Raw genomic sequence first — 21,549 nt, forward strand, 5'->3', positions numbered from 1 at the left:
GTAGTGGGCGGTGATGAGTGAGCCGTCGCCTGCGTGGATAAACGCGACGACTAACCATGAGACTAGCTGCAAGTCACAAGGTTTAAAGTCTTGTCATAAAACGCTGTCAGCGGCACTCTGGCAGGCCTGCGCGTCCCGGATTTCTGGCTGGAGATTGGCTGATGAGTGATATCGATGCACGCTTGCGTGAGGATGTTCACCTGCTGGGTGAACTGCTGGGTAATACGATTCGAGAGCAGTACGGCGATGATTTTCTCGACAAGATCGAGCAGATCCGCAAAGGCGCCAAGGCCGACCGCCGCGGCGCCGGCGATGAACTGAGCGCCAGCCTCAACCAGTTGCAGGAAGACGAACTGCTGCCCGTGGCCCGTGCATTCAACCAGTTCCTCAACCTGGCCAATATCGCCGAACAGTACCAGTTGATTCACCGTCGCGATGAGTCGCAACCGGCGCCTTTCGAGTCGCGCGTGTTGCCCGAGCTGCTTGCCCGCCTGCAAAGCGAAGGTCACAGCAACGAGTCCCTGGCCCGTCAATTGGGGCGCCTGGAGATTGAGCTGGTCCTCACCGCTCACCCCACCGAAGTGGCGCGCCGCACGCTGATCCAGAAGTACGACGCCATCGCCGCGCAACTGGCGCTGCAGGATCACCGCGACCTCACCACCGCTGAGCGCGAGCAGATCCGCCAACGCCTGCAACGCTTGATCGCTGAAGCCTGGCACACCGAAGAAATCCGTCGCACCCGGCCGACCCCGATGGACGAGGCCAAGTGGGGCTTTGCGGTCATCGAGCATTCGCTGTGGCACGCCATTCCCAATTATCTGCGCAAGGCCGACCAGGCCTTGCACGCCGCCACCGGCCTGCGGCTGCCGCTTGAGGCGGCGCCAATTCGGTTTGCGTCCTGGATGGGCGGCGACCGCGACGGCAACCCGAATGTCACCGCGCCGGTCACCCGTGAAGTGCTGCTGCTGGCGCGCTGGATGGCGGCTGACTTGTACCTGCGTGACATCGACCATTTGGCCTCCGAGCTGTCGATGCAAAAGGCCAGCCCGGCGTTGCAGGCCAAGGTCGGTGACAGTGTCGAACCCTACCGCGCCTTGCTCAAGCAACTGCGCGAACGCCTGCGCGCCACGCGCCAGTGGGCCCATAGCGCGTTGAGCAGCAGCACGCCCGCGCCGGCCGAGGTGCTGCAGAACAACCGCGACCTGCTGGAGCCGCTGGAGCTGTGTTACCAGTCGCTGCATGAGTGCGGCATGGGCGTGATCGCCGACGGCCCGTTGCTCGATTGCCTGCGCCGGGCCGTGACCTTTGGTTTGTTTCTGGTGCGCCTGGATGTGCGCCAGGATTCCAGTCGTCATTCGGCGGCCATGACCGAAATCACCGATTACCTGGGCCTGGGCCGTTACGAGGACTGGAGCGAAGAGACGCGCATCAGCTTCCTGATCAAGGAACTGGCCAACCGTCGACCGTTGCTGCCGGGGTACTTCAAGCCGTCGGCAGACACCGCCGAGGTGCTCAACACCTGTAAGGAAGTCGCCGCCGCACCGGCCGCTTCGTTGGGGTCTTACGTCATCTCCATGGCGGGGGCTGCGTCGGACGTGCTCGCGGTGCAACTGTTGCTTAAAGAGTCGGGCGTACAGCGCCCGATGCGGGTGGTCCCGCTGTTCGAAACTCTCGCCGACTTGGATAACGCCGGTCCTGTAATCGAGCAACTGTTGCTGCTGCCGGGCTACCGCGCGCGGTTGCAGGGCCCGCAGGAAGTGATGATCGGCTACTCCGACTCGGCCAAGGACGCCGGCACCACGGCGGCTGCCTGGGCGCAATACCGTGCCCAGGAGCGCTTGGTGGATATCTGCCGTGAGCAACAGGTCGAACTGCTGCTGTTCCATGGTCGCGGCGGCACCGTCGGGCGAGGCGGTGGCCCGGCCCACGCGGCGATTTTGTCGCAGCCGCCAGGTTCGGTGGCCGGACGGTTCCGCACCACCGAGCAAGGCGAGATGATCCGCTTCAAGTTCGGCCTGCCGGATATTGCCGAACAGAACCTCAACCTCTACCTGGCGGCGGTGCTGGAAGCGACGTTGTTGCCTCCGCCGCCACCGCAACCGGCCTGGCGCCACTTGATGGACGAATTGGCCGCCGATGGTGTCAGTGCTTACCGCGCGGTGGTGCGGGAAAATCCGCAGTTCGTCGAGTACTTCCGCCAATCGACGCCGGAGCAGGAGTTGGGGCGTTTGCCGTTAGGCAGTCGCCCGGCCAAGCGCCGGGCTGGGGGGATAGAGAGCCTGAGGGCGATTCCGTGGATCTTCGGCTGGACCCAGACCCGCTTGATGCTGCCAGCCTGGCTGGGTTGGGAAGCGGCATTGAGCAAGGCCCTGGAGCGTGGCGAAGGCCAGTTGCTGGGGCAGATGCGCGAACAGTGGCCGTTCTTCCGTACCCGCATCGATATGCTGGAAATGGTGTTGGCCAAGGCCGACGCCGATATCGCGCGTTTATACGACGAGCGCCTGGTGCAGCCGGACCTGCTTCCATTGGGTGCGCACCTGCGCGACCTATTGTCGCAGGCCTGTGCTGTGGTGCTTGGCCTGACTGGCCAGTCGCAACTGCTGGCCCATAGCCCTGACACCCTGGAGTTCATTCGACTGCGCAACACCTACCTGGACCCGTTGCACCTGTTGCAGGCCGAGTTGCTGGCCCGCTCCCGTCGCCAGGAAGCGACGCAGGACAGCCCTCTGGAACAGGCGCTGCTGGTGTCCGTGGCCGGTATTGCTGCCGGTTTGCGCAACACCGGCTAAGGTTTTTTGCGTGTTCTCAAAGGCTTGCAGATAAACCACGCTGGCCGCCCTTAACAGGGCGGTCGGCGTTTATGGCATCGGGTTGCACTCAGGCACACCCCTACCTATGACGTATGCCGGGCGCGGTTCCTGCGACTTTTGGCGGCTTGTGTGGTTAGGGCCTGCTGTGTATCTTGATCAGCCTTTGGCCGTTTGTGCGGCCCGAATCCTATTTTTGCGAGCCATATTTCTACGGGATTTGCCCCCACGTGGCGAATCCGAGCGTCATCTCTATAAAAAATTGAGGAGCACATCGATGCGCGTCATTCTGCTGGGAGCTCCCGGGGCCGGTAAAGGTACTCAGGCAAAGTTCATCACTGAAAAATTCGGCATTCCACAAATCTCCACCGGCGACATGCTGCGTGCGGCCGTCAAGGCCGGTACCGAGCTGGGCCTGATCGCCAAGAGCGTGATGGACAGCGGTGGCCTGGTCTCCGATGACCTGATCATCAACCTGGTCAAGGAACGCATCAGCCAGGAAGACTGCAAGAACGGTTTCCTGTTCGACGGTTTCCCACGCACCATTCCCCAGGCCGAAGCCCTGGTGAAGGCGGGTGTCGAGTTGGACGCGGTGGTCGAAATCGCCGTTGAAGACGAAGAGATCGTTCAGCGTATCGCCGGCCGTCGCGTTCACGAAGGTTCGGGCCGTGTGTATCACGTGGTCTACAACCCGCCGAAGGTTGAAGGCAAGGACGATGTCACCGGTGAAGACCTGGTGCAGCGCAAAGACGACACCGAAGAAACCGTGCGTCATCGCCTGTCGGTCTACCACTCGCAGACCAAGCCGCTGGTGGACTTCTACCAGAAGCTGTCCGCTGCCCAGGGCAAGCCGAAGTACAGCCATATCCCTGGCGTTGGCTCGGTCGAAGCGATTACTGCCAAGGTGCTTGAAGCACTCAAGTAATTCGGCGATCAGCTTCACTGACAACGGCCCGCTTGCGGGCCGTTGTTGTTTATACTGGCGCACTTTTTTTCGACTTGGACACCTACACCGATGAGCACCCTGCTGGCCCTGGACACCGCGACCGAAGCTTGCTCCGTTGCCTTGCTGCACGATGGCAAAGTAACCAGCCACTACGAGGTGATCCCGCGGCTGCACGCACAGAAGCTGTTGCCGATGATCAAGCAACTGCTGGAAGACGCCGGCACCACGCTGGCGGCCGTCGATGCCATCGCCTTCGGGCGTGGCCCCGGTGCGTTTACCGGTGTGCGTATCGCCATTGGCGTGGTGCAAGGCCTGGCATTTGCCCTTGAGCGTCCGGTGTTACCGGTGTCCAACCTTGCCGTGCTGGCCCAGCGTGCATTACGTGAACACGGTGCCTCGCAAGTCGCCGCGGCGATCGACGCGCGGATGGATGAGGTCTATTGGGGCTGCTACCGCGAAACCGCTGGCGAAATGCGCCTGGTGGGAGTTGAAGCGGTGCAGCCGCCGCAGGCGTCGGTACTGCCTGACGATGCCAGCGGTGAGTGGTTCGGTGCCGGCACCGGCTGGGGCTATGGTGAGCGCATCGGCGTGCAACTGGTCGGCCAGGACGCCACGCTGTTGCCTCACGCCGAAGACTTGCTGACCTTGGCGCGTTTCGCATTCGAGCGCGGCGAAGCGATTCCTGCTGACCAGGCAGCGCCGGTTTATTTGCGCGATAAAGTCGCGCAGACCAAAGCAGAGCGCGGGATTATTTGACGTCAAAAATGATGGCAATTTGAAGCAAAAGTCGCCAATCGTCAGAATTTGCCCCCGGTTTCAAACCTTTTTCAAATTATGTGTTCTAGTTATCACCAGAGCATTTGCGCGTTACGGATAGCGCCACTAAAATGCCATTACTGATAGCGAGTTCGCGCCTATGCGTATTGATGGATTTTCCTCACAGTCGTACCCAATCAAGCGTAAGCCACGCAAGGCGAACGCCACGGTGGACGACTCCGTCGAGGATTCGCCGGACTTCATCGAAGTCCAGGCCGATGCGCAGCCCAACGCCCAAGCACGTATCAGCGGTGTTCCTGCCCGTCAGCAAGACATGGTCTTCCCGCGCTCCATGAGCAAAAGCGTTGCCACCGCCCTGGCCAGCTACCTGACCACCGCCGGCTTTGTCGAATGGGATATGGAAGTGCTGGGCCTCGACATCCACATCTGATGCGTCTGCCTTATTTCATCGGTTGCCCGTCCTGGAGTGAAAACGCCTGGCGCGAGTACCTGTACCCCGCCGACGCCCGTTCCAGCGATTACCTCGCACTGTATTCCCAGGTTTTCAACGCCGTTGAAGGCAACACCACGTTTTATGCCCGCCCCTCGGCCGCCACGGTGCAGCGCTGGGCCGAGATCATGCCCGCTGACTTTCGCTTCACCGCCAAATTCCCCGGTGATATCAGCCATGGTGGCGACTTGCGCGAACAGTTGCCGGCGGCAGAAAGCTTTGTCGGGTTGATGAGCCCGCTCGGCGAACGTGTTTCGCCGTTTTGGCTGCAACTGTCGGCGGGTTTTTCACCGCAACGCCTGGCCGAACTGGCCGGGTTTATCGATGGCCTGGAGCGTCCGATGGCCGTGGAGGTGCGCCACCCGGAATTCTTCGCCAGGGGCGACGCCGAGCGCAGGCTCAATCGCTTGCTGCGCGATCGCGGCGTTGAGCGGGTCTGCCTAGACCCGCGGGCGCTGTTCAGTTGCACATCCACCTCGGCAGCGGTACTGCATGCTCAATCCAAAAAGCCCAAGGTGCCGCCACGCCCGGCCGCGCTGACCCTGTTCCCACAAGTGCGTTTTATCGGCCATCCGGAGTTGGAGGCTAACGATCCGTTCCTGATCCCATGGGTGGAAAAAATTGCCGGCTGGATCGAAGAGGGCCGCACGCCCTACGTGTTCCTGCACACCTCGGATAACCGCCTGGCCGCCCAACTGGCCCTGCGTTTTCATGCGCAGCTGATGAACCGCCTGCCTGGCCTGCCGGCACTGCCGACCTTGCACCGAGAACCCGAAGTGCAGCAACTGGGGTTACTCTAGGGCTCCTTTTCTCGCCAGGAGTCAGTCATGGATGCCCAAGCCCTTCGCGCCGAAACCTTCAAGGCCTTGCACGAGCGCGACCGCGCGTTTGTGATGCCTAACCCGTGGGACGCAGGGTCTGCCGTGATGCTTGCCAGCCTGGGTTTTGAAGCGTTGGCCACCACCAGCGCGGGCTATGCGTTCAGCATGGGGCGCCCGGACGCGGAAGGGGCGTTGTCCCTGCAAGACACGTTACTCAATGCCGCCATGATCGCCCAAGCCACCCCGTTGCCGGTGGCAGCCGACCTGGAAAACGGCTTCAGCGACACCCCAGAAGGCTGCGCCCAAACCATCCTGGGCGCGGCAGCGAGCGGTATTGTCGGCGGCTCCATCGAAGATGCCACGGGGATCGCCGTTGACCCGATCTACCCCTTCGATCTCTCCGTTCAGCGTGTCGAAGCCGCCGTGGCTGCGGCCCGCAGCCTGCCATTTGCCTTTACCTTGACCGCCCGAGCGGAAAACCTCCTGCACGGTCGCCTGGATCTGCCCGACACCATCCGCCGTCTGCAGGCGTACGCCGAAGCCGGTGCCGACGTGCTGTATGCGCCAGGCTTGCGCAGTGCCGAGGAGGTGTTGGCGGTGGTCAGGGCGGTGGCGCCCAAACCAGTGAATGTACTGATGTCCGGCGGTTTGAATTTGACGGTCGCGCAGCTCAGCGAGATGGGCGTGCGGCGCATCAGCCTCGGCTCGGCTCTGGCCTTGGCCGCTTACGGTGAGTTTTATCGTGCGGCCCAGGAGGTGTATGAGCTCGGCACGTTCACCTTTACTGAGCGCAAAATGCCGTTCAGTCAGGCCAACCAGTTCTTCAAGGTCTGAACCGTGCGGTTTTTCAAAGTGCTGGGTGTGTTGTTGTTGCTGGGGGGCGCGTGTGCCGTGGGCGTATGGCGGGGCTGGTTGCCGCTGGCGGATGCGTGGAACCCCTGGGCACCGCTGGACGTGCGCGCCAGCCCCAACCTGCTGACCCGCTACAAGCTGGGGCGCCTGCAGGATGACCCTGCGTTGTGTGATCGGGTGCTGCAAACCTCAGGGCTGCGCGTGAGCCATCAGGCGGATACAGCCGTCGACGCGGCGTGCCCGCTGCGCAACACCTTGCGGGTGCAAGGGGCACAGGTGGGGTTAAGCAGCAGCTTTCTCGCCACTTGCCCGCTGGCCGTGGCGTTCGCCCTGTTCGAGCGTCACAGCCTGCAGCCGGCCGCCCAGGCGGTGTTTGGCCAAGCGGTGACACGGGTCGATCACTTGGGCAGCTTTGCCTGCCGAAATATGTATAACCGTGCTGAAGGGCGACTGAGCCAGCATGCCTCGGCCAATGCCCTGGATATCGCCGGCTTTCGTCTGGCGGACGGGCGCACCATCAGCGTGCTCAAGGATTGGCCGGGGCAGGGCGACAGCGCGCGGTTCCTGCGGCAGGTGCGTGACAGCGCCTGCGATGATTTCAACGTGGTGTTGAGCCCGGACTACAACGCCGCGCACCGCAACCACTTCCATTTGGACATGGGCCGATGGTGGGTGTGTCGCTGAGGGTCAGGCGGCCAGGCGCAGGTTTTGCGTGATCAGTGGGCGTGCCCAGTGATAGTCGAAGTCCAGGGCCTTTTGTTGGGCCAGCAGCTCTTCAGTCGGGTAAGGCGTGGCAGGCGGTGGCAGCAGGTCCAGTTCGAACTCGGCAATCGGCAGGTGCAGCGCACGCGGTTGCGGTGCCGGGCCCGGCTCTGGCAGCGGCTGGCCGGCGGTCAGCACGATAGGACGTACCCAACCGCTTTCGAAGTTTTGCTGGCGTTGCTGGGCGACGATCTCTTCGTCCGGGAACGGCGTGGCGGCCGGTGGCAGCAACTCGGTTTCGAATTCGGCGATGGGCAGGAACAGCGGCTCGGGTGGGGCGATTTCTGTATCTTTCACGTCGCACTCACGCTGGGTGAGGATCTGCGACAGCAGGTCGGCACCAGCGCCTGGTTCTACCGCCGGGTCCATCGGTGCCGACGCCTGGGTGGCCAGCGCGTGCGGCGCATCGCCGAGCTGCTCGGCCAGAGCCCGTGCGAAGAAGTCCTGCCACACATGGCTAACCCCGGCCAGCGCTTGGGTATTGCGCAGGCCGTAGTGGTTGTGGGTCGGCAGTACACCGATGGTTAGGGGGAGAATGTCTGACATTTTTTTCGGTCGACGCTCAGCTCTGGCAAAATACCTGACTGTTGTTTTTATCGGCCGTGGTTTGCCGATCCTTAATATTTTTGAGCGTAGCGATTGATGAGCGAACATCCAGCGGCCAGCCGCATCCAGGTCGAGGCCATGGCCGAAGGTTTCAAGGCGCGCGCCGAGCATTGGGCGCAGCTGCTCGGTTTACCGTTGCAGTGTGCGGAGGCGGAGTTTTCCCTGCAGGTGGGTGAGCACGGTCTGCAACTGCAACAGCTCGGGCCTGACGCGCCGGGGCCGGTGCGCGTGGACTTCGTTGAAGGTGGCGCGGCGCATCGCCGTCTGTACGGTGGCGGCAGTGGGCAGATGATCGCCAAGGCCGTGGGCATCGCCCAAGGTGTGCGTCCACGGGTGCTGGACGCCACGGCAGGCCTGGGCAAGGACGCGTTCGTGCTCGCCAGCCTGGGCTGCGAAATGAGCCTGATCGAACGCCAGCCGCTGATCGGCGCCTTGCTCGAAGACGGCCTGGCCCGTGGTGCGGATGATTTTGAAGTGGCGCCGATCGTCGCGCGCATGAAACTGCTCAAGGGTAATTCCATCGACGTGATGCTCAATTGGGAAGGTGAGCCGCCCCAGGTGATCTACCTCGACCCGATGTTTCCTCACCGTGAGAAAACCGCGCTGGTGAAGAAGGAAATGCGCCTGTTCCGACCTCTGGTGGGCGATGACCCGGACGCACCGGCTTTGCTGGCCGCGGCCCTGGCACTGGCCAGCCACCGTGTGGTGGTCAAGCGCCCGCGCAAGGCGCCGTGCATCGAAGGGCCCAAGCCCAGCCATGCGCTGGATGGTAAATCCAGCCGCTATGACATCTATCCCAAGAAAGCGCTCAAACCTTGAGGTTCAAGGTCTGTAGGCCCGCATAAACAACCCCACTACGTCCCGTACATGCGCTTCGGCGGCGTCTTCGCTCAGTTGCCCGCCGCAGCCATACAGCAAGCAGAAGTTTGCAGTGCCCTTGAGCAGGCAAAAGAAGTGCTCGGCCGCCGTAAACGGCTTGTCGATGCTCAGCGCGCCGCTCTGGTCGATCTTACTCAGCAGGCGCTCCATGCCTTGCAGCATGCGCATGGGCCCGGCTTCGAAGAAGATCTGCGACAGTTTCACGTCCTGATTGCCGGTGGTCATCATCAGGCGATGCAGGTTCACCGACTCCTCGCTGTTGATCAGTCGATGAAAGCCCCGCGCGATGTTCAATAACACCGTTTGCACGGGCACACCTTCGGGCAGCTCGAAGAACATCACCGGCAATTGTTCTTCGCACTTGGCCACTACGGCAGCGGTGAACAAGGTCTCTTTGTCGGTGAAGTGGCTGTAGACGGTCAGTTTCGATACGCAGGCCTCAAGGGCCACGGCATCCATGCTGGTGTTGGCGTAACCATTGCTCAAAAACAGAAATTTCGCTGCTTCGAGGATTGCCTGGCGTTTTGCCATGTCCTTGGGGCGCCCGGGGCTGTTGGTGTTCGCAGGATTGTCGGACATCTTCACCTTTAATACTGGACTGGTGAGTTTGGTATTAATAACATACCGGCCAGTATAATTATTCCTAGCTCCATTTGCGAAAGGTCCTTCAGCATGCGCAGCACTTTCCTGCCCTTTGCGTTGCCTGTCGGTCTGGTCCTTCTGTTGGCCGCGTGTGGCCATGAAGAAGCGGCCCAGACCACCGTCCGCCCGGCCATGGTGGTGCAGCCGCAGCCCTCGGCGCAGTCCACGGACAGTTACCCCGGTGAAGTGCGCGCTCGCTATGAACCTGACCTGGCCTTTCGTATCGGTGGCAAAGTCAGCAAGCGGCTGGTGGAAGAGGGCGAGCGGGTCAAGGCTAATCAACCGCTGGCGGAACTCGATCCTCAGGACGTGCGCCTGCAACTGGAAGCCACCCGTGCGCAAGTGGCCGCCGCCGAGGCCAACCTGAGCCTGGTGCGTGCCGAGCGGGATCGCTACAAGACCCTGATGGACCGTCAGATGGTCAGCCGTTCTCAGTACGACAATTCCGAAAATCTCTACCGATCCGGTGAAGCGCGCCTCAAGCAAATCAAGGCTGAATTCGACGTGGCCAGCAACCAGGCCGGTTACGCCGTGTTGCGTGCGCCGCAGGATGGTGTGGTCGCCAAGCGCGCGGTGGAGGTCGGCCAAGTGGTGTCAGCCGGCCAAACCGTGTTCACCCTGGCCACCGATGGCGAGCGTGAAGTGTTGATCAGCCTGCCCGAACAAGGTTTTGGTCGCTTCAAGATCGGCCAGCCGGTGGCGGTGGAATTGTGGAGCCAGCCGGATCAGCGTTTCTCCGGGCGCATTCGTGAGCTGTCACCGGCGGCCGATCCCAAGTCGCGCACCTTCGCTGCCCGTGTCGCCTTCACCGGCGGCAAGGTCCCGGCGGAGTTGGGCCAAAGCGCTCGCGTCTTCATCCAGGTCGATGGCGTGGTTCCGCTGTCGGTGCCGCTGTCGGCCCTGAGTGCCGAGAACGGTGCGTCCTACGTTTGGCGTGTGCAGCCGGACAACACCCTCAAGCGCGTCCCGGTGCGTATCGGCGCGTTCGGCGAAAAAACCGTCTCGGTGCTGGAAGGCCTGACCCCCACTGACTGGGTAGTCGCGGCGGGCGTGCATGTGCTCCACGAGGGCCAGCAAGTGCGCCCGGTGGATCGCTCCAACCGTGTGGTGAATCTGGCGGCCAAGGAGTAGTCCCCGATGGGTTTCAATCTTTCCGAATGGGCGTTGCGTAATCGCCAGATCGTACTGTTCCTGATGATCCTGCTGGCAGTGGTCGGCACGTTGTCCTACACCAAGCTGGGGCAAAGCGAAGATCCGCCGTTCACCTTCAAGGCCATGGTGATCAAGACCAATTGGCCAGGGGCCACGGCCGAGGAAGTGTCGCGTCAGGTCACCGAACGCATTGAGAAGAAACTCATGGAGACCGGCGAGTACGAACGCATTGTCTCGTTCTCGCGGCCCGGTGAGTCCCAAGTCACCTTCATGGCCCGCGACTCCATGCATTCGGCGAAGATTCCCGAGCTGTGGTACCAGGTGCGCAAGAAAATCAGCGACATCCGCCAAACGCTGCCGCCGGATATCCAGGGGCCGTTTTTCAACGATGAATTCGGCACCACCTTCGGCAACATCTACGCCCTGACCGGTGATGGGTTTGACTACGCCGTGCTCAAGGACTACGCCGACCGCATCCAGATTCAACTGCAACGTGTACCGGACGTGGGCAAGGTCGAGCTGCTGGGCCTGCAGGACGAGAAGATCTGGATCGAGCTGTCCAACCTCAAGCTCGCCACCCTCGGCTTGCCGTTGGCGGCGGTGCAGCAGGCCTTGCAGGAGCAGAACGCGGTGTCCACGGCCGGCTTCTTTGAAACCCCGAGCGAACGCGTGCAGCTGCGCGTGTCGGGTAATTTCAAGACGGTGGAGGAGATCCGTAACTTCCCGATTCGTGTCGGCGACCGCACCTTCCGTATCGGCGATGTGGCCGACATCCACCGTGGCTTCAACGACCCACCGGCACCGCGCATGCGTTACATGGGCGCTGACGCTATCGGCCTGGCGGTGGCCATGCGTGAAGGGGGCGACATCCTCGTGCTCGGCAAGGCGCTTGAAGGCGAATTCGCACGCTTGCAGAAGAACCTTCCGGCCGGCATGGAGCTGCGCAAGGTGTCGGACCAACCGGCAGCGGTGAAAACCGGCGTCGGTGAATTCGTGCAAGTGCTGGCGGAAGCGCTGGCGATTGTGTTGCTGGTGAGCTTCTTCTCCCTGGGTGTGCGCACCGGCATGGTCGTGGCCCTGGCGATTCCGCTGGTATTGGCGATGACCTTCGCCACCATGTATTACCTGGGCATCGGCCTGCACAAGATCTCCCTCGGCGCGTTGGTATTGGCGCTGGGCTTGCTGGTGGACGATGCAATCATCGCCGTGGAAATGATGGCGATCAAAATGGAGCAGGGCTACGACCGGCTTAAAGCCGCGAGCTTCGCCTGGACCAGCACCGCCTTTCCGATGCTCACCGGTACGCTGATCACCGCCGCCGGCTTCCTGCCGATTGCCACCGCGCAATCGAGCACCGGCGAATACACCCGGTCGATCTTCCAGGTGGTGACCATCGCGCTGCTCGCTTCATGGGTTGCTGCGGTGGTGTTTGTGCCGTATCTGGGAGAAAAACTCCTACCCGATCTTGCGAAGATTCATGCCGCCAAACACGGCACGGATGGCCCCGATCCCTACGGCACGCCGTTCTACCAGCGCGTCAGACGTTTGGTGGAGTGGTGCGTGCGCCGCCGCAAAACCGTGATCGTGCTGACCTTGCTGCTGTTTATCGGCTCGGTGGCGTTGTTCCGCTTTGTGCCGCAACAGTTCTTCCCGGCCTCCGGCCGCCTGGAGTTGATGGTCGACCTGAAGCTGGCCGAAGGCGCGTCCCTGAGCAACACCGCCGACCAGGTCAAACGCTTGGAAGGCTTGCTCAAAGGCCACGCGGGCATCGACAACTATGTGGCTTATGTCGGCACCGGCTCGCCACGGTTCTACCTGCCCCTGGACCAGCAACTGCCGGCCGCCAGCTTTGCGCAGTTTGTGGTGCTGGCCAAGACCATCGAGGAGCGCGAAAGCCTGCGCACCTGGCTGATCGAAACCCTCAATGAACAGTTTCCTGACCTGCGTTCGCGCGTGACCCGCCTGGAAAACGGCCCGCCCGTGGGTTACCCGGTGCAGTTTCGCGTGACCGGTGAGCACATCGAAGAAGTCCGCGCCCTGGCGCGTAAAGTGGCAGCCAAGGTGCGCGAAAACACCCACGTCGCCAACGTGCACCTGGACTGGGAAGAACCGAGCAAGATCGTCTACTTGAACATTGACCAGGACCGCGCCAGAGCGCTGGGCGTGAGCACCGCCAACCTGTCCAAATTCCTCCAAAGCTCCTTGACCGGCTCCAGTGTCAGCCAGTATCGGGAGGACAACGAATTGATCGAGATCCTCTTGCGCGGCACCGTGCATGAGCGCACCGAACTGTCGCTGTTGCCCAGCCTGGCCGTGCCGACCGATAACGGTAAAAGCGTCGCCCTGTCGCAGATCGCCACCCTCGAGTACGGTTTCGAGGAAGGCATCATCTGGCACCGTAATCGCCTGCCGACCGTGACCGTGCGCGCCGATATCTATGGCAAGGAACAACCGGCGACGCTGGTCCAGCAGATCCAGCCGACGCTCGCGGATGTGCGTGCCCAGTTGCCCGATGGCTACCTGCTGGAAGTCGGCGGCACCGTGGAAGACTCCGCCCGCGGGCAAAACTCGGTGAAAGCCGGTGTGCCGCTGTTTATCGTGGTGGTGCTGACCTTGCTGATGCTGCAACTGCGCAGCTTCTCGCGCAGCGCCATGGTGTTTCTGACGGCGCCGCTGGGCTTGATCGGTGTGACATTGTTCCTGCTGGTGTTCCGCCAGCCCTTCGGCTTTGTGGCGATGCTCGGCACCATCGCCTTGTCGGGCATGATCATGCGTAACTCGGTGATCCTGGTGGACCAGATCGAGCAAGACATCAAAGCCGGCCTGGCGCCTTGGCAAGCCATTATCGAAGCCACCGTCCGACGCTTCCGCCCGATCGTGCTTACCGCACTCGCGGCGGTACTGGCGATGATCCCGCTGTCACGCAGCGTGTTCTTCGGGCCGATGGCGGTGGCGATCATGGGTGGATTGATTGTGGCGACGGCCTTGACGCTATTGTTTCTGCCGGCACTGTATGCTGCGTGGTTCAAAGTGAGGAAGGACGTCGCGTAACCATGTTGGCCACCGTTTCAGCCCTGATGTTGCTGCTGCTTGCCCCCGGCCCCACCAACACCCTGTTGTTTCGTGCCGGGGTGTTGTTTGGGTTTCGGGCGTCGTGGAAGCTGGTTCCAATAGAATGCCTGGCTTACGTGCTGCAAGTGTCGGCGTGGGGTTTGGCGTTGTGCTATCTGACAGCGATTTCGCCGTGGGCGTTGACGGTGACGCAATTGGCGGCGGCAGCCTACCTGCTGTATCTGTCGTGCAAGCTGTGGCAACGCAAGAGCAGTGAGATCAGCCAGGGCAAGGATCGCTTCAGCGGCTTTTACTTCTTCTGCATGACGGTCATGAACCCCAAAGGGGTGCTGATCGTCTCGTTTATCGCACCGGCCAATGCGTTCACCACGCTGCAAGGCTACCTCGTGTTCATGGGGACGCTGGCGCTGGTGGTGGTGCCAGTCGGGGTTGCCTGGGTGCTGGTGGGAAGTCGCTTTGAAGGGATTCAGAAGGGCTGGCTCACGCCCTTGAAGATCAACCGCGCGACGTCGATCGCCATCGGTTGCTTCGCGACGCTGATGATGGGGCGGCTGGCGGACTCATTGATTGGCTGATAGGGGGCCTGTCTCAAATTTCGTATTTATTGAGAGAAGCGTTTTTTTCTGCTTTATTCAAATCTCAAAAAATAGAAAATTGAGACTTTGATGATCAAGCGGCCACCCGAGGTGCCGGAGGGTGTTTTCCATCTGATAGGCCAGGCGCCACACCTTCAGCACCTGTCTGACTATATGAAGCTCACTCAGCCAACAGACGGCCAAGGGCGGTATTTGCATTTTGATCAGCTACGCCACCGTTTTCCGTCACATTTGGATCCGGCGATATGCTGGGGAATCGTGAAATACGAGCGCTCCCGTGTTTCTCAGAAAATACTGCCTGTTGGCACACCGCAGGTCTGGTGCAACTTTGTGTTGACGCCGACGGCCCAGCGCGTGGTTTCCACGGTCGACAGATACGCCTCAACTGCCGCACTTGAATACATGAGTAGCAAGATAGGAAAGGCGGCTCACATCAAGTACCTGCTGAACGATCTGATTGAAGATGAAGCCATCAGCAGTAGCCAACTGGAGGGGGCTGCAACAACCACGCTGGTTGCAAAAGACATGTTGAAAAGAGAGCGGTTACCGAGAACACCCGATGAAAAAATGATTATCGGCAATTACCGGATGATGCGCTTTGCGTGGGATAAACGGAACGAGCCGCTCAGCATTGAACTTATTGCAGAAATGCACGAAGTGGGTTTCAGCGGCATCGATGATGATAAGTACTCGCCCGGCAGTTTTCGTCTCAACGATCAAGTAGTCGTTCAGGACGGAGAGGGTAATGTGGTGCATTCGCCGCCACCCGCTGAAGGGATCGTCGCCCGGTTGGACCGCTTGTCGGAATGGATCAACATCTGTCATGACGACGCTACGACCAGTCGCTACCTTCACCCTCTGATCAAAGGCATCTCTCTGCATTTCGCACTGGGTTTTGAACACCCATTTCGGGATGGCAACGGTCGAGTGGCGCGTGCGCTGTTCTACTGGTTCATGTTCAAAAGCGACTACGCAGCGTTCAGGTATATATCGATCAGTGTGCTGCTCAAGAACGCCGCGGTTCAATACGGGAAGTCTTATCTTTATACCGAGACGGATGGGCTCGATCTCACTTACTTTATCGACTATCAGTGTTCGATTGTTCAGCGTGCGGTAGATGGGTTTAAAGAGTCGTACGAGCGCAGTGTTCGAGAGGCAGAAGCGTTTGATCGTTGGCTCTGGGACTCGGGACTTTACAACGCGTTGAGCGAAAAACAGAAAACTGTATTTCAGGTTGCCAAGAGCGGTACCGCCAAGCAGTTTACCGCCGTCAACGTGAAGGAGAATCTGGACTGTTCTTACAATACGGCGTCAGCGGTGCTCAATGGCCTTGTTGAGTTGAATCTCTTCGTCAAAGAGAAGCAGGGCCGTGAATGGGTATTTTCTATGCGGGATCAGGCTGAAATACAAAAGAACTGGTTAAAACGCTGATCAACGCCCACGTTTCCTTGACCCGTGGGCGTTTCAGGCATTACAGCGCGCCAAACACCTTCTTCGCCAAACTGGTGGCCGCCGCCGCCGGGTTCTTGCGAATGGTTTCTTCCTGCTGCGCAATCATCTTGAACAAGCCGTCCAGCGCCTGTTCGGTCACGTAGTTTTCGACGTTGGCGCTTTTGGCATCTACTGCACCGAAGGCGGCGGCTTTGCCGGCCAGGGCGTTGTATTGCTGGGCTACGCCGACTTTGTCGGTAGCGGCCTTGACGATCGGCAGGAACTTGGCGCGAATTTGTTCGCGGCTGCTTTTGTTCAGGTACTGGGTGGCGGAGTCCTGGCCGCCGCTGAGGATGCCTTTGGCGTCGGTCACGCTCATGTTTTTCACGGCGTTCACCAGAATCGGCTGGGCCTGGGTCACGGCGGTTTCCGCGGCTTTGTTCATGCTGTCTTCCAGCTGCGTGACCTGCTCACCCATGCCGAACATTTTCAGCTTGTCGGCAACTTTGCCCAGCTTGCCCGGCAGGCCGATTTTCACTTCGGGGTTATTGCTGAAACCACCGGGTACGCCCAGTTGTTTCACGGCGATCTGTGCGCCTTGGGTGAGGGCATCCTTGAGGCCGCCGCTGGCATCGCCCTGGGACAGGCTGCCAAGGTCCAGGGCCATGGCGTTGGCGCCGAGCAGCAGGCCGGCACACAGGGCGGTAAAGCGAAGGGAGTTACGGAGCATGGGTGCTTCCTTTTGATCGAATTCAGTGGGCCACGGCATCAACGCGCAAGCGCAGGGGGTGTGGGTCCTGGCCGTTGAGTTGTACCGCGTGCCGTTCGGTGGTGATAAACAGTAGCTTGCCGTCCAGTTCGATGCGAGCGCTCACCGAATAACGATGGCCGGGCTTGATCTGGGCCGGGTCGTAGCTCAGGTGAAACGGCAGCGGCACCTGGCCTTTGACCGGGCCTTTCTGCTCGGCAAGGGTCACGGCCGGCGCGTCCATCAGCGATACGTCCTGCAGGCTGACGCTCAAGGTGGCGTTCGGTGGCAGGGCGATGCGTTGCAGGTAGAACACTTCGCCATCAAGGCTTGCCTGGGGCGTGTGATGCATGGATTGGCAGGCTCCGAGCAGGGCGGTAAGGCCCAGGAGAATGATCTTTTTCATGGTGCAGCTCCTTTTCAACGGCGCCGGCATCCAGCGGGCGCCTGTTTAAATCTAGCGGGTTTCTTCCGAGTCCACTGGCGCGTCGGCTATGCCGTCGACACGGTGCAGGGCCACTTGGCGTATCGACAGGCGAATCTCTGCCGGCAATACGCGTTTGGCGGCGCCTTCGGCCAGTTCGCCGAGCAGATCGTGGTAGCTCAACTTGCCGGCTGCGTCGCGGCGCAGCACATCCTGCTCCAGCAACGTCTGAATAAAATGTCGGAAAAGGCTCTTATCGAAGAACTCCGGCGCATTGAGCCCATGCAGGATCGACAGGCGCTGGGCCATGATCGTGCACAGGTCTTCCAGCTCTTCGGCGCTGATGCTGTTCTGGCCGCTGTTGAGCAGCAGCGAGATCGCCATATAGAAGCGCTGCAGGGTCTGGGCGATGCTCTTGGACAGCAGCGTCAGCAGCACAAAGTGCCGCGAACTCGGCGCCGGGCGCAGGTACACGTCGTTCTCGAAGCGCAGCAGGCCTTGTTCGACAAAGGCCTCGAGCCATTGGTCGACCACCGTGTCCAACTCATCCTGCGACCAGCGGATAAACAGCTCCGATTGCAGGTACGGGTAAAGCGCGTGGGTGTAGCGCAGGATCTGTTCGCGGCTCATGCGCGAGCTGCTCTGGAAGAAACTCGCCAGCAACGCCGGCAGGGCGAAGATGTGCAGTACGTTGTTGCGGTAGTAGGTCATCAGGACGGCGTTCTGCTCGTCCAGGTACACAATCTTACCCAGGGCGTCGCTCTGTTCCGACAGCAAATCCATGTCCTTGACGTGCTTGATCAGCGCCAGGCCGTCGCCCTCGGGCAGTGTGGTGTGCGGCGAATACGGCACGCGACGCAGCAGCGCCAGGTACAGGTCCAACTGGCGGGCCATGGCCTGTTCGTCCAAGGCCAGGCGTGTGGTCGACAGCAGTGCCAGGGCCACGAGGTTCACCGGGTTGACCGCCGCGGCCTCGTTCAAGTGGCGCGCCACCTGGTCGCCGAGGCGGTTGGTGGTTTCATTGAGCCAGGCCGGCTTGTAATTCGGTCCCAGCTCCTGGGTGCGCCAGTCGGGCTGCTCAGCGTCAAGGAACTCCGCCAGCTTGATCGGCTCACCAAAATTGACCGCGACTTGGCCGAACCGCTGCTTGAGCGCGCCGACCACCTTGAAAATATCGAAGATCGACTCTTTCTTCTTGCTCGCCCCGCGCAACTCACCGAGGTAGGTGCGGCCTTCGAGCACGCGCTCATAGCCGATATACACCGGTACAAACACGATCGGCATGCGCGAGGAGCGCAGGAAGCTGCGCAGGGTAATCGCCAGCATCCCGGTTTTCGGTTGCAGCATGCGCCCGGTACGTGAGCGTCCGCCTTCGACGAAGTACTCCACCGGGAAACCTTTGGTGAACAGGGTGTGCAGGTATTCGTTGAACACTGAGGTGTACAGCGGGTTGCCCTTGAAGGTGCGGCGCATGAAAAACGCACCGCCACGGCGCAGCAGGCTACCGATCACCGGCATGTTCAGGTTGATACCGGCAGCGATGTGCGGCGGGGTCAGGCCATTCTTGAACAGCAGGTAAGAGAGCAACAGGTAGTCGATGTGGCTGCGGTGGCAGGGCACGTAGATGACCTCGTAGCCCTGGGCAACCTTTTGCACGCCCTCGATGTTATTGACCTTGATGCCGTCGTAGATCTTGTTCCAGAACCAACTCAGCACCACCTCCAGGAAGCGGATCGCGGTGTAGGTGTAGTCCGAGGCGATCTCGTTGCCGTAGCGCAGGGCCTGGGCCTTGGCTTTTTCCGGGGAGATTTTTTCGCGCTCGGCTTCCTCGGCAATGGCCTGGCGCACCAGCGGCATGTTGACCAACCCCTTCACCAAGTTGCGGCGGTGGGACAGGTCGGGGCCGATCACGGCAGTCTTCAGGTTACGAAAGTGCACACGCAGGATGCGTTGGGCCATGCGCACGGTGCGTTCGTGACCTTTATTGTGCTCGATCAATTCACGCAGGTTGATAGGCGCCGAGAATTGCACACGGGTCTTGCGACCCAGGATCAGGATGCTCAACAAGCGGCGCAGACGGCCGGTGACCGCCCAGCTGTCGGCGAATAACAGTTTCCACGGGCTGGACTCGCTTGCCGGCGTCTGTCCCCAGAACACGCTGACCGGAATGATTTGTGCATTCTCTTCGGCGTGCTCGGTCAGGGTGTTGACCAGGCGGGTCAGGGTCGGCGGCGCGCCGCGCTTGTCCTGGCGGCCCAGCCAGTCCGGATCGGGCGTGAGGTAGAAGAACGCCGCCGGCTCCATCAACGGGCCCACCGATACCGACAACACCGGGCGCGGCAGGCCGGCCTTGGTGCATTCGGCATCGACCACGGCCAACTCGCTGAGGGAGGGCGATTGCAGGACGTAAAACACCGGCCGGCTGCGGTCCAGGTTCAGGGTTAGGGACGACTGGTTGATCGTCTCCGAGCGAACCCAGAGGTACAACAGTCGGCGCAAGGTGCCAAATACCAGACGGCGGAACGGGGAGCGGGTCATAGGTGAGCTGCTTGAAGTGGAAAAAACCGAGCAGGCGCTCGGGCGGGTAGTGTGCCGTATTCGCCGAAAATCGGCAAAAAAGCAGCGATGTAAACTTGAGTTGATCGTTTTTGAGCGCGTCTTATACTCGGCAGTTCAACGCGACCGGCTCAACAATAAAAAACCGAAGTGGGAGTGAACAGATGGCAACGCGCGAAACCGGCAATGTGAAGTGGTTCAACGATGCAAAGGGCTATGGCTTTATTCAGCGTGAAGATGGCAAGGATGTGTTTGTGCACTACCGCGCCATTCGGGGCGACGGCCATCGCTCGTTGGCCGAGGGCCAGCAGGTGGAATACGCCGTGGTGAGCGGTGAGAAGGGCTTGCAGGCGGAGGATGTGGTCGCGTTGTAAACGCTGCCTTTGCTGCGCCATCACTTGGCGCAGCCTGGATTTAGCGCAGAACGGTTGCGTGAGGCGTGGGATGTTCGTCAATGGTGCAGCCTATGCCTATAATCCCGCGTTATTAGCGCACCGGGCTCTTCCTTGACGCAAAAGCGTGAGAGGATTCCTGACATGCTGCACAAGGAATTTAACCATGCTTAAACATCTGAAACTGAAAAACATCGGCCCTGCGGACAGCATGGAGTTGGAGTTCGGCGAACGTCTGAATCTGATCACTGGAGACAATGGCTTAGGTAAGAGCTTCCTTCTTGATATCGCCTGGTGGGCGATGACGCGAAAGTGGCCAGCAGAAATAAACCCTAAATTGTCAGCAGGTAAAAAGGCACTTCCTTCCACTGCGGGATCTGATGCCAGTATCGACTTCTCCTTCACTGCAAAGAAAAAGGAAGAATCGTACACCAGTACATTTTTTCGCAAAGAGCAAATATGGAAGGGCAGACAGGGGCGTCCGGCTAATCCAGGGCTGGTGTTTTATGCAATGGCGGACGGCAGTTTTGCAGTATGGGACCCGGCACGAAATTACTGGCGTACTCAAGATGGTATGGATGTTCAAGAGCGTATTCCCGCCTATGTATTCGGCTCTTCTGAGGTGTGGGACGGGCTCAACGGTAAAGATGGTAAGCCACTCTGTAATGGCTTGGTCATGGACTGGGGAGGCTGGCAAAAGGAAAAGGGTGCTGCTTTTGACAGCCTCTGCGCAGTACTTGAAGTTTTATCGCCTTCCTCGAAGGAAGGGCTTCAACCCGGCGGGTTCACGCGGCTGAGTCTGGACGACGCTCGAGACATTCCAACGATTCGAATGCCTTATGGTCAAGACGTAGCAGTACTTCATGCTTCCGCAGGTATGCGACGAATTTTGGCGTTGGCCTATTTGTTGGTTTGGACTTGGGAGGAACATCAACAAGCGGCAATACTGCTTGGAGAAGAAACGACAAAGCAAGTAGTTTTCCTGATCGATGAAGTCGAATCCCACTTGCACCCACAATGGCAAAGAAGAATTGTCCCAGCGCTGTTGGCCGTTGTTAAAACATTGATTGGTAAAGCGGACGTCCAGATTATTACGGCGACACATTCACCTTTGATCATGGCCTCTGTCGAACCGCTTTTCGACTCAGCGAAAGATGCTTGGTTCGACCTCGATTTTGAGAGAAAGAAGGTTGTACTACGGGCTCGCGCATTTGAAAAGCAGGGTGAAGCGGCTCGTTGGTTGACCAGTGATGCCTTTGATTTGGAAAGTGGCCGAGCGCCGGAGTATGAGGCGCTTATACGCAGAGCGTCGGCATTGATTGAGAAAGATAATCCCAGCGAGGCGGCGATAAAGAAAACGTATCAGCAGTTACTGGTCGCCTTGAGTCCAACGGACGAATTTTTGTATCGATGGCGCTATGTTTGTATGAAAAAAGGGTGGTTGAAGTGATTCCTGTCGCATTACGCCCTGTAGTGGTCTAATGAAACCGGACACCCATCTAGGCGAGAATGCTCGCCAGAACGAGGTGTCAGATGACCAAACAACGCCGTACCTTTTCCCCTGAATTCAAACGCGAGGCTGCCGACCTCGTTCTC

The 21,549-nt window shown here is 60.2% G+C and carries 19 protein-coding genes; 14 read left to right on the forward strand and 5 right to left on the reverse strand.

Annotated elements, in window-relative coordinates; translation table 11 throughout:
• Positions 1–161 precede the first annotated feature (161 nt).
• From ppc to KZX66_RS02570, 7 genes are all read left to right on the forward strand, one after another.
• Positions 162–2,789: a phosphoenolpyruvate carboxylase gene (gene ppc / locus KZX66_RS02540; RefSeq protein ID WP_248075865.1), complete on the forward strand. Its 2,628-nt coding sequence runs from the start codon at positions 162–164 to the stop codon at positions 2,787–2,789.
• A 295-nt stretch (positions 2,790–3,084) separates the two neighbouring features.
• The gene (adk, locus tag KZX66_RS02545) at positions 3,085–3,732 is read left to right on the forward strand and encodes an adenylate kinase (protein WP_248075869.1); all 648 of its coding nucleotides are present in this window, start codon (positions 3,085–3,087) and stop codon (positions 3,730–3,732) included.
• Between the two features lie 90 nt (positions 3,733–3,822).
• Positions 3,823–4,509 carry a tRNA (adenosine(37)-N6)-threonylcarbamoyltransferase complex dimerization subunit type 1 TsaB gene (gene tsaB / locus KZX66_RS02550; protein ID WP_248075889.1) on the forward strand — a complete coding sequence of 229 codons (687 nt, stop codon included), beginning with the start codon at positions 3,823–3,825 and terminating at the stop codon, positions 4,507–4,509.
• 160 nt (positions 4,510–4,669) lie between these two features.
• Positions 4,670–4,960 carry a hypothetical protein gene (locus KZX66_RS02555; RefSeq protein ID WP_248075892.1) on the forward strand — a complete coding sequence of 97 codons (291 nt, stop codon included), beginning with the start codon at positions 4,670–4,672 and terminating at the stop codon, positions 4,958–4,960.
• Positions 4,960–5,820, forward strand: a complete 861-nt coding sequence (locus KZX66_RS02560) for a DUF72 domain-containing protein (protein WP_248075894.1) — start codon at positions 4,960–4,962, stop codon at positions 5,818–5,820. Before KZX66_RS02555 ends, KZX66_RS02560 begins: the two co-directional genes overlap by 1 nt.
• Positions 5,821–5,847: 27 nt before the next feature.
• Positions 5,848–6,675, forward strand: coding sequence for an isocitrate lyase/phosphoenolpyruvate mutase family protein (locus KZX66_RS02565; RefSeq protein ID WP_248075897.1), 828 nt, complete (start codon positions 5,848–5,850; stop codon positions 6,673–6,675).
• Positions 6,676–6,678: 3 nt separating this feature from the next.
• On the forward strand, positions 6,679–7,377 hold the full coding sequence (locus KZX66_RS02570) for an extensin family protein (RefSeq protein WP_248075900.1): 699 nt from the start codon (positions 6,679–6,681) through the stop codon (positions 7,375–7,377).
• Between the two features lie 3 nt (positions 7,378–7,380).
• Here the strand turns inward: KZX66_RS02570 and KZX66_RS02575 are convergent, their stop codons facing one another.
• Positions 7,381–8,001: an energy transducer TonB gene (locus tag KZX66_RS02575; RefSeq protein WP_248075905.1), complete on the reverse strand. Its 621-nt coding sequence runs from the start codon at positions 7,999–8,001 to the stop codon at positions 7,381–7,383.
• A gap of 96 nt (positions 8,002–8,097) precedes the next feature.
• Here KZX66_RS02575 and KZX66_RS02580 point away from each other — a divergent pair, with 96 nt between their 5' ends.
• Positions 8,098–8,880 carry a class I SAM-dependent methyltransferase gene (locus KZX66_RS02580; protein WP_248075908.1) on the forward strand — a complete coding sequence of 261 codons (783 nt, stop codon included), beginning with the start codon at positions 8,098–8,100 and terminating at the stop codon, positions 8,878–8,880.
• 3 nt (positions 8,881–8,883) lie between these two features.
• On the opposite strand, the gene KZX66_RS02585 is transcribed toward KZX66_RS02580, so the two are convergent.
• The gene (locus KZX66_RS02585; RefSeq protein ID WP_248075910.1) at positions 8,884–9,519 is read right to left on the reverse strand and encodes a TetR/AcrR family transcriptional regulator; all 636 of its coding nucleotides are present in this window, start codon (positions 9,517–9,519) and stop codon (positions 8,884–8,886) included.
• A 93-nt stretch (positions 9,520–9,612) separates the two neighbouring features.
• Here KZX66_RS02585 and KZX66_RS02590 point away from each other — a divergent pair, with 93 nt between their 5' ends.
• The 4 genes from KZX66_RS02590 (at position 9,613) to KZX66_RS02605 (ending at position 15,833) form a co-directional block, all read left to right on the forward strand.
• Entirely contained in the window at positions 9,613–10,713 is a 1,101-nt protein-coding gene (locus KZX66_RS02590) for an efflux RND transporter periplasmic adaptor subunit (RefSeq protein WP_248075913.1), read from the forward strand.
• 6 nt (positions 10,714–10,719) lie between these two features.
• Positions 10,720–13,785: an efflux RND transporter permease subunit gene (locus tag KZX66_RS02595; protein WP_248075916.1), complete on the forward strand. Its 3,066-nt coding sequence runs from the start codon at positions 10,720–10,722 to the stop codon at positions 13,783–13,785.
• A 2-nt stretch (positions 13,786–13,787) separates the two neighbouring features.
• A complete protein-coding gene (locus KZX66_RS02600) occupies positions 13,788–14,381 on the forward strand; it encodes a threonine transporter RhtB (protein WP_248075926.1) in 594 nt (197 codons plus the stop codon).
• A gap of 93 nt (positions 14,382–14,474) precedes the next feature.
• Positions 14,475–15,833, forward strand: a complete 1,359-nt coding sequence (locus tag KZX66_RS02605; RefSeq protein WP_248076036.1) for a Fic family protein — start codon at positions 14,475–14,477, stop codon at positions 15,831–15,833.
• Positions 15,834–15,873: 40 nt separating this feature from the next.
• Here KZX66_RS02605 and KZX66_RS02610 read toward each other — a convergent pair whose 3' ends face one another.
• Genes KZX66_RS02610 through plsB form a run of 3 tightly spaced genes read right to left on the reverse strand, consistent with a single transcriptional unit; the run spans position 15,874 to position 19,543 of the window.
• Positions 15,874–16,563, reverse strand: a complete 690-nt coding sequence (locus KZX66_RS02610; protein ID WP_248075929.1) for a DUF4197 domain-containing protein — start codon at positions 16,561–16,563, stop codon at positions 15,874–15,876.
• A gap of 22 nt (positions 16,564–16,585) precedes the next feature.
• Complete coding sequence (locus tag KZX66_RS02615; protein ID WP_248075938.1) at positions 16,586–16,987, reverse strand: YbaY family lipoprotein; 402 nt, start codon at positions 16,985–16,987, stop codon at positions 16,586–16,588.
• 51 nt (positions 16,988–17,038) lie between these two features.
• Complete coding sequence (plsB, locus tag KZX66_RS02620; RefSeq protein WP_248075948.1) at positions 17,039–19,543, reverse strand: glycerol-3-phosphate 1-O-acyltransferase PlsB; 2,505 nt, start codon at positions 19,541–19,543, stop codon at positions 17,039–17,041.
• 182 nt (positions 19,544–19,725) lie between these two features.
• Here plsB and KZX66_RS02625 point away from each other — a divergent pair, with 182 nt between their 5' ends.
• Both KZX66_RS02625 and KZX66_RS02630 read left to right on the forward strand, forming a co-directional pair.
• On the forward strand, positions 19,726–19,935 hold the full coding sequence (locus KZX66_RS02625) for a cold-shock protein (protein ID WP_248075953.1): 210 nt from the start codon (positions 19,726–19,728) through the stop codon (positions 19,933–19,935).
• Positions 19,936–20,119: 184 nt separating this feature from the next.
• Positions 20,120–21,403, forward strand: coding sequence for an ATP-binding protein (locus KZX66_RS02630; RefSeq protein WP_248075961.1), 1,284 nt, complete (start codon positions 20,120–20,122; stop codon positions 21,401–21,403).
• Positions 21,404–21,549 lie beyond the last annotated feature (146 nt).

Source organism: Pseudomonas sp. EYE_354, from assembly GCF_023148575.1.
Classification (GTDB): Bacteria; Pseudomonadota; Gammaproteobacteria; order Pseudomonadales; family Pseudomonadaceae; genus Aquipseudomonas.

Coding starts and splice junctions, on each gene's coding strand:
- KZX66_RS02600 (WP_248075926.1), top strand. CDS start 13,788: ATGTTGGCCACCGTTTCAGCCCTGATGTTGCTGCTGCTTGCCCCCGGC.
- KZX66_RS02565 (WP_248075897.1), top strand. CDS start 5,848: ATGGATGCCCAAGCCCTTCGCGCCGAAACCTTCAAGGCCTTGCACGAG.
- KZX66_RS02630 (WP_248075961.1), top strand. CDS start 20,120: ATGCTTAAACATCTGAAACTGAAAAACATCGGCCCTGCGGACAGCATG.
- adk (WP_248075869.1), top strand. CDS start 3,085: ATGCGCGTCATTCTGCTGGGAGCTCCCGGGGCCGGTAAAGGTACTCAG.
- KZX66_RS02555 (WP_248075892.1), top strand. CDS start 4,670: ATGCGTATTGATGGATTTTCCTCACAGTCGTACCCAATCAAGCGTAAG.
- KZX66_RS02625 (WP_248075953.1), top strand. CDS start 19,726: ATGGCAACGCGCGAAACCGGCAATGTGAAGTGGTTCAACGATGCAAAG.
- KZX66_RS02615 (WP_248075938.1), bottom strand. CDS start 16,987: ATGAAAAAGATCATTCTCCTGGGCCTTACCGCCCTGCTCGGAGCCTGC.
- KZX66_RS02580 (WP_248075908.1), top strand. CDS start 8,098: ATGAGCGAACATCCAGCGGCCAGCCGCATCCAGGTCGAGGCCATGGCC.
- KZX66_RS02585 (WP_248075910.1), bottom strand. CDS start 9,519: ATGTCCGACAATCCTGCGAACACCAACAGCCCCGGGCGCCCCAAGGAC.
- tsaB (WP_248075889.1), top strand. CDS start 3,823: ATGAGCACCCTGCTGGCCCTGGACACCGCGACCGAAGCTTGCTCCGTT.
- KZX66_RS02595 (WP_248075916.1), top strand. CDS start 10,720: ATGGGTTTCAATCTTTCCGAATGGGCGTTGCGTAATCGCCAGATCGTA.
- KZX66_RS02575 (WP_248075905.1), bottom strand. CDS start 8,001: ATGTCAGACATTCTCCCCCTAACCATCGGTGTACTGCCGACCCACAAC.
- plsB (WP_248075948.1), bottom strand. CDS start 19,543: ATGACCCGCTCCCCGTTCCGCCGTCTGGTATTTGGCACCTTGCGCCGA.
- KZX66_RS02610 (WP_248075929.1), bottom strand. CDS start 16,563: ATGCTCCGTAACTCCCTTCGCTTTACCGCCCTGTGTGCCGGCCTGCTG.
- ppc (WP_248075865.1), top strand. CDS start 162: ATGAGTGATATCGATGCACGCTTGCGTGAGGATGTTCACCTGCTGGGT.
- KZX66_RS02590 (WP_248075913.1), top strand. CDS start 9,613: ATGCGCAGCACTTTCCTGCCCTTTGCGTTGCCTGTCGGTCTGGTCCTT.
- KZX66_RS02560 (WP_248075894.1), top strand. CDS start 4,960: ATGCGTCTGCCTTATTTCATCGGTTGCCCGTCCTGGAGTGAAAACGCC.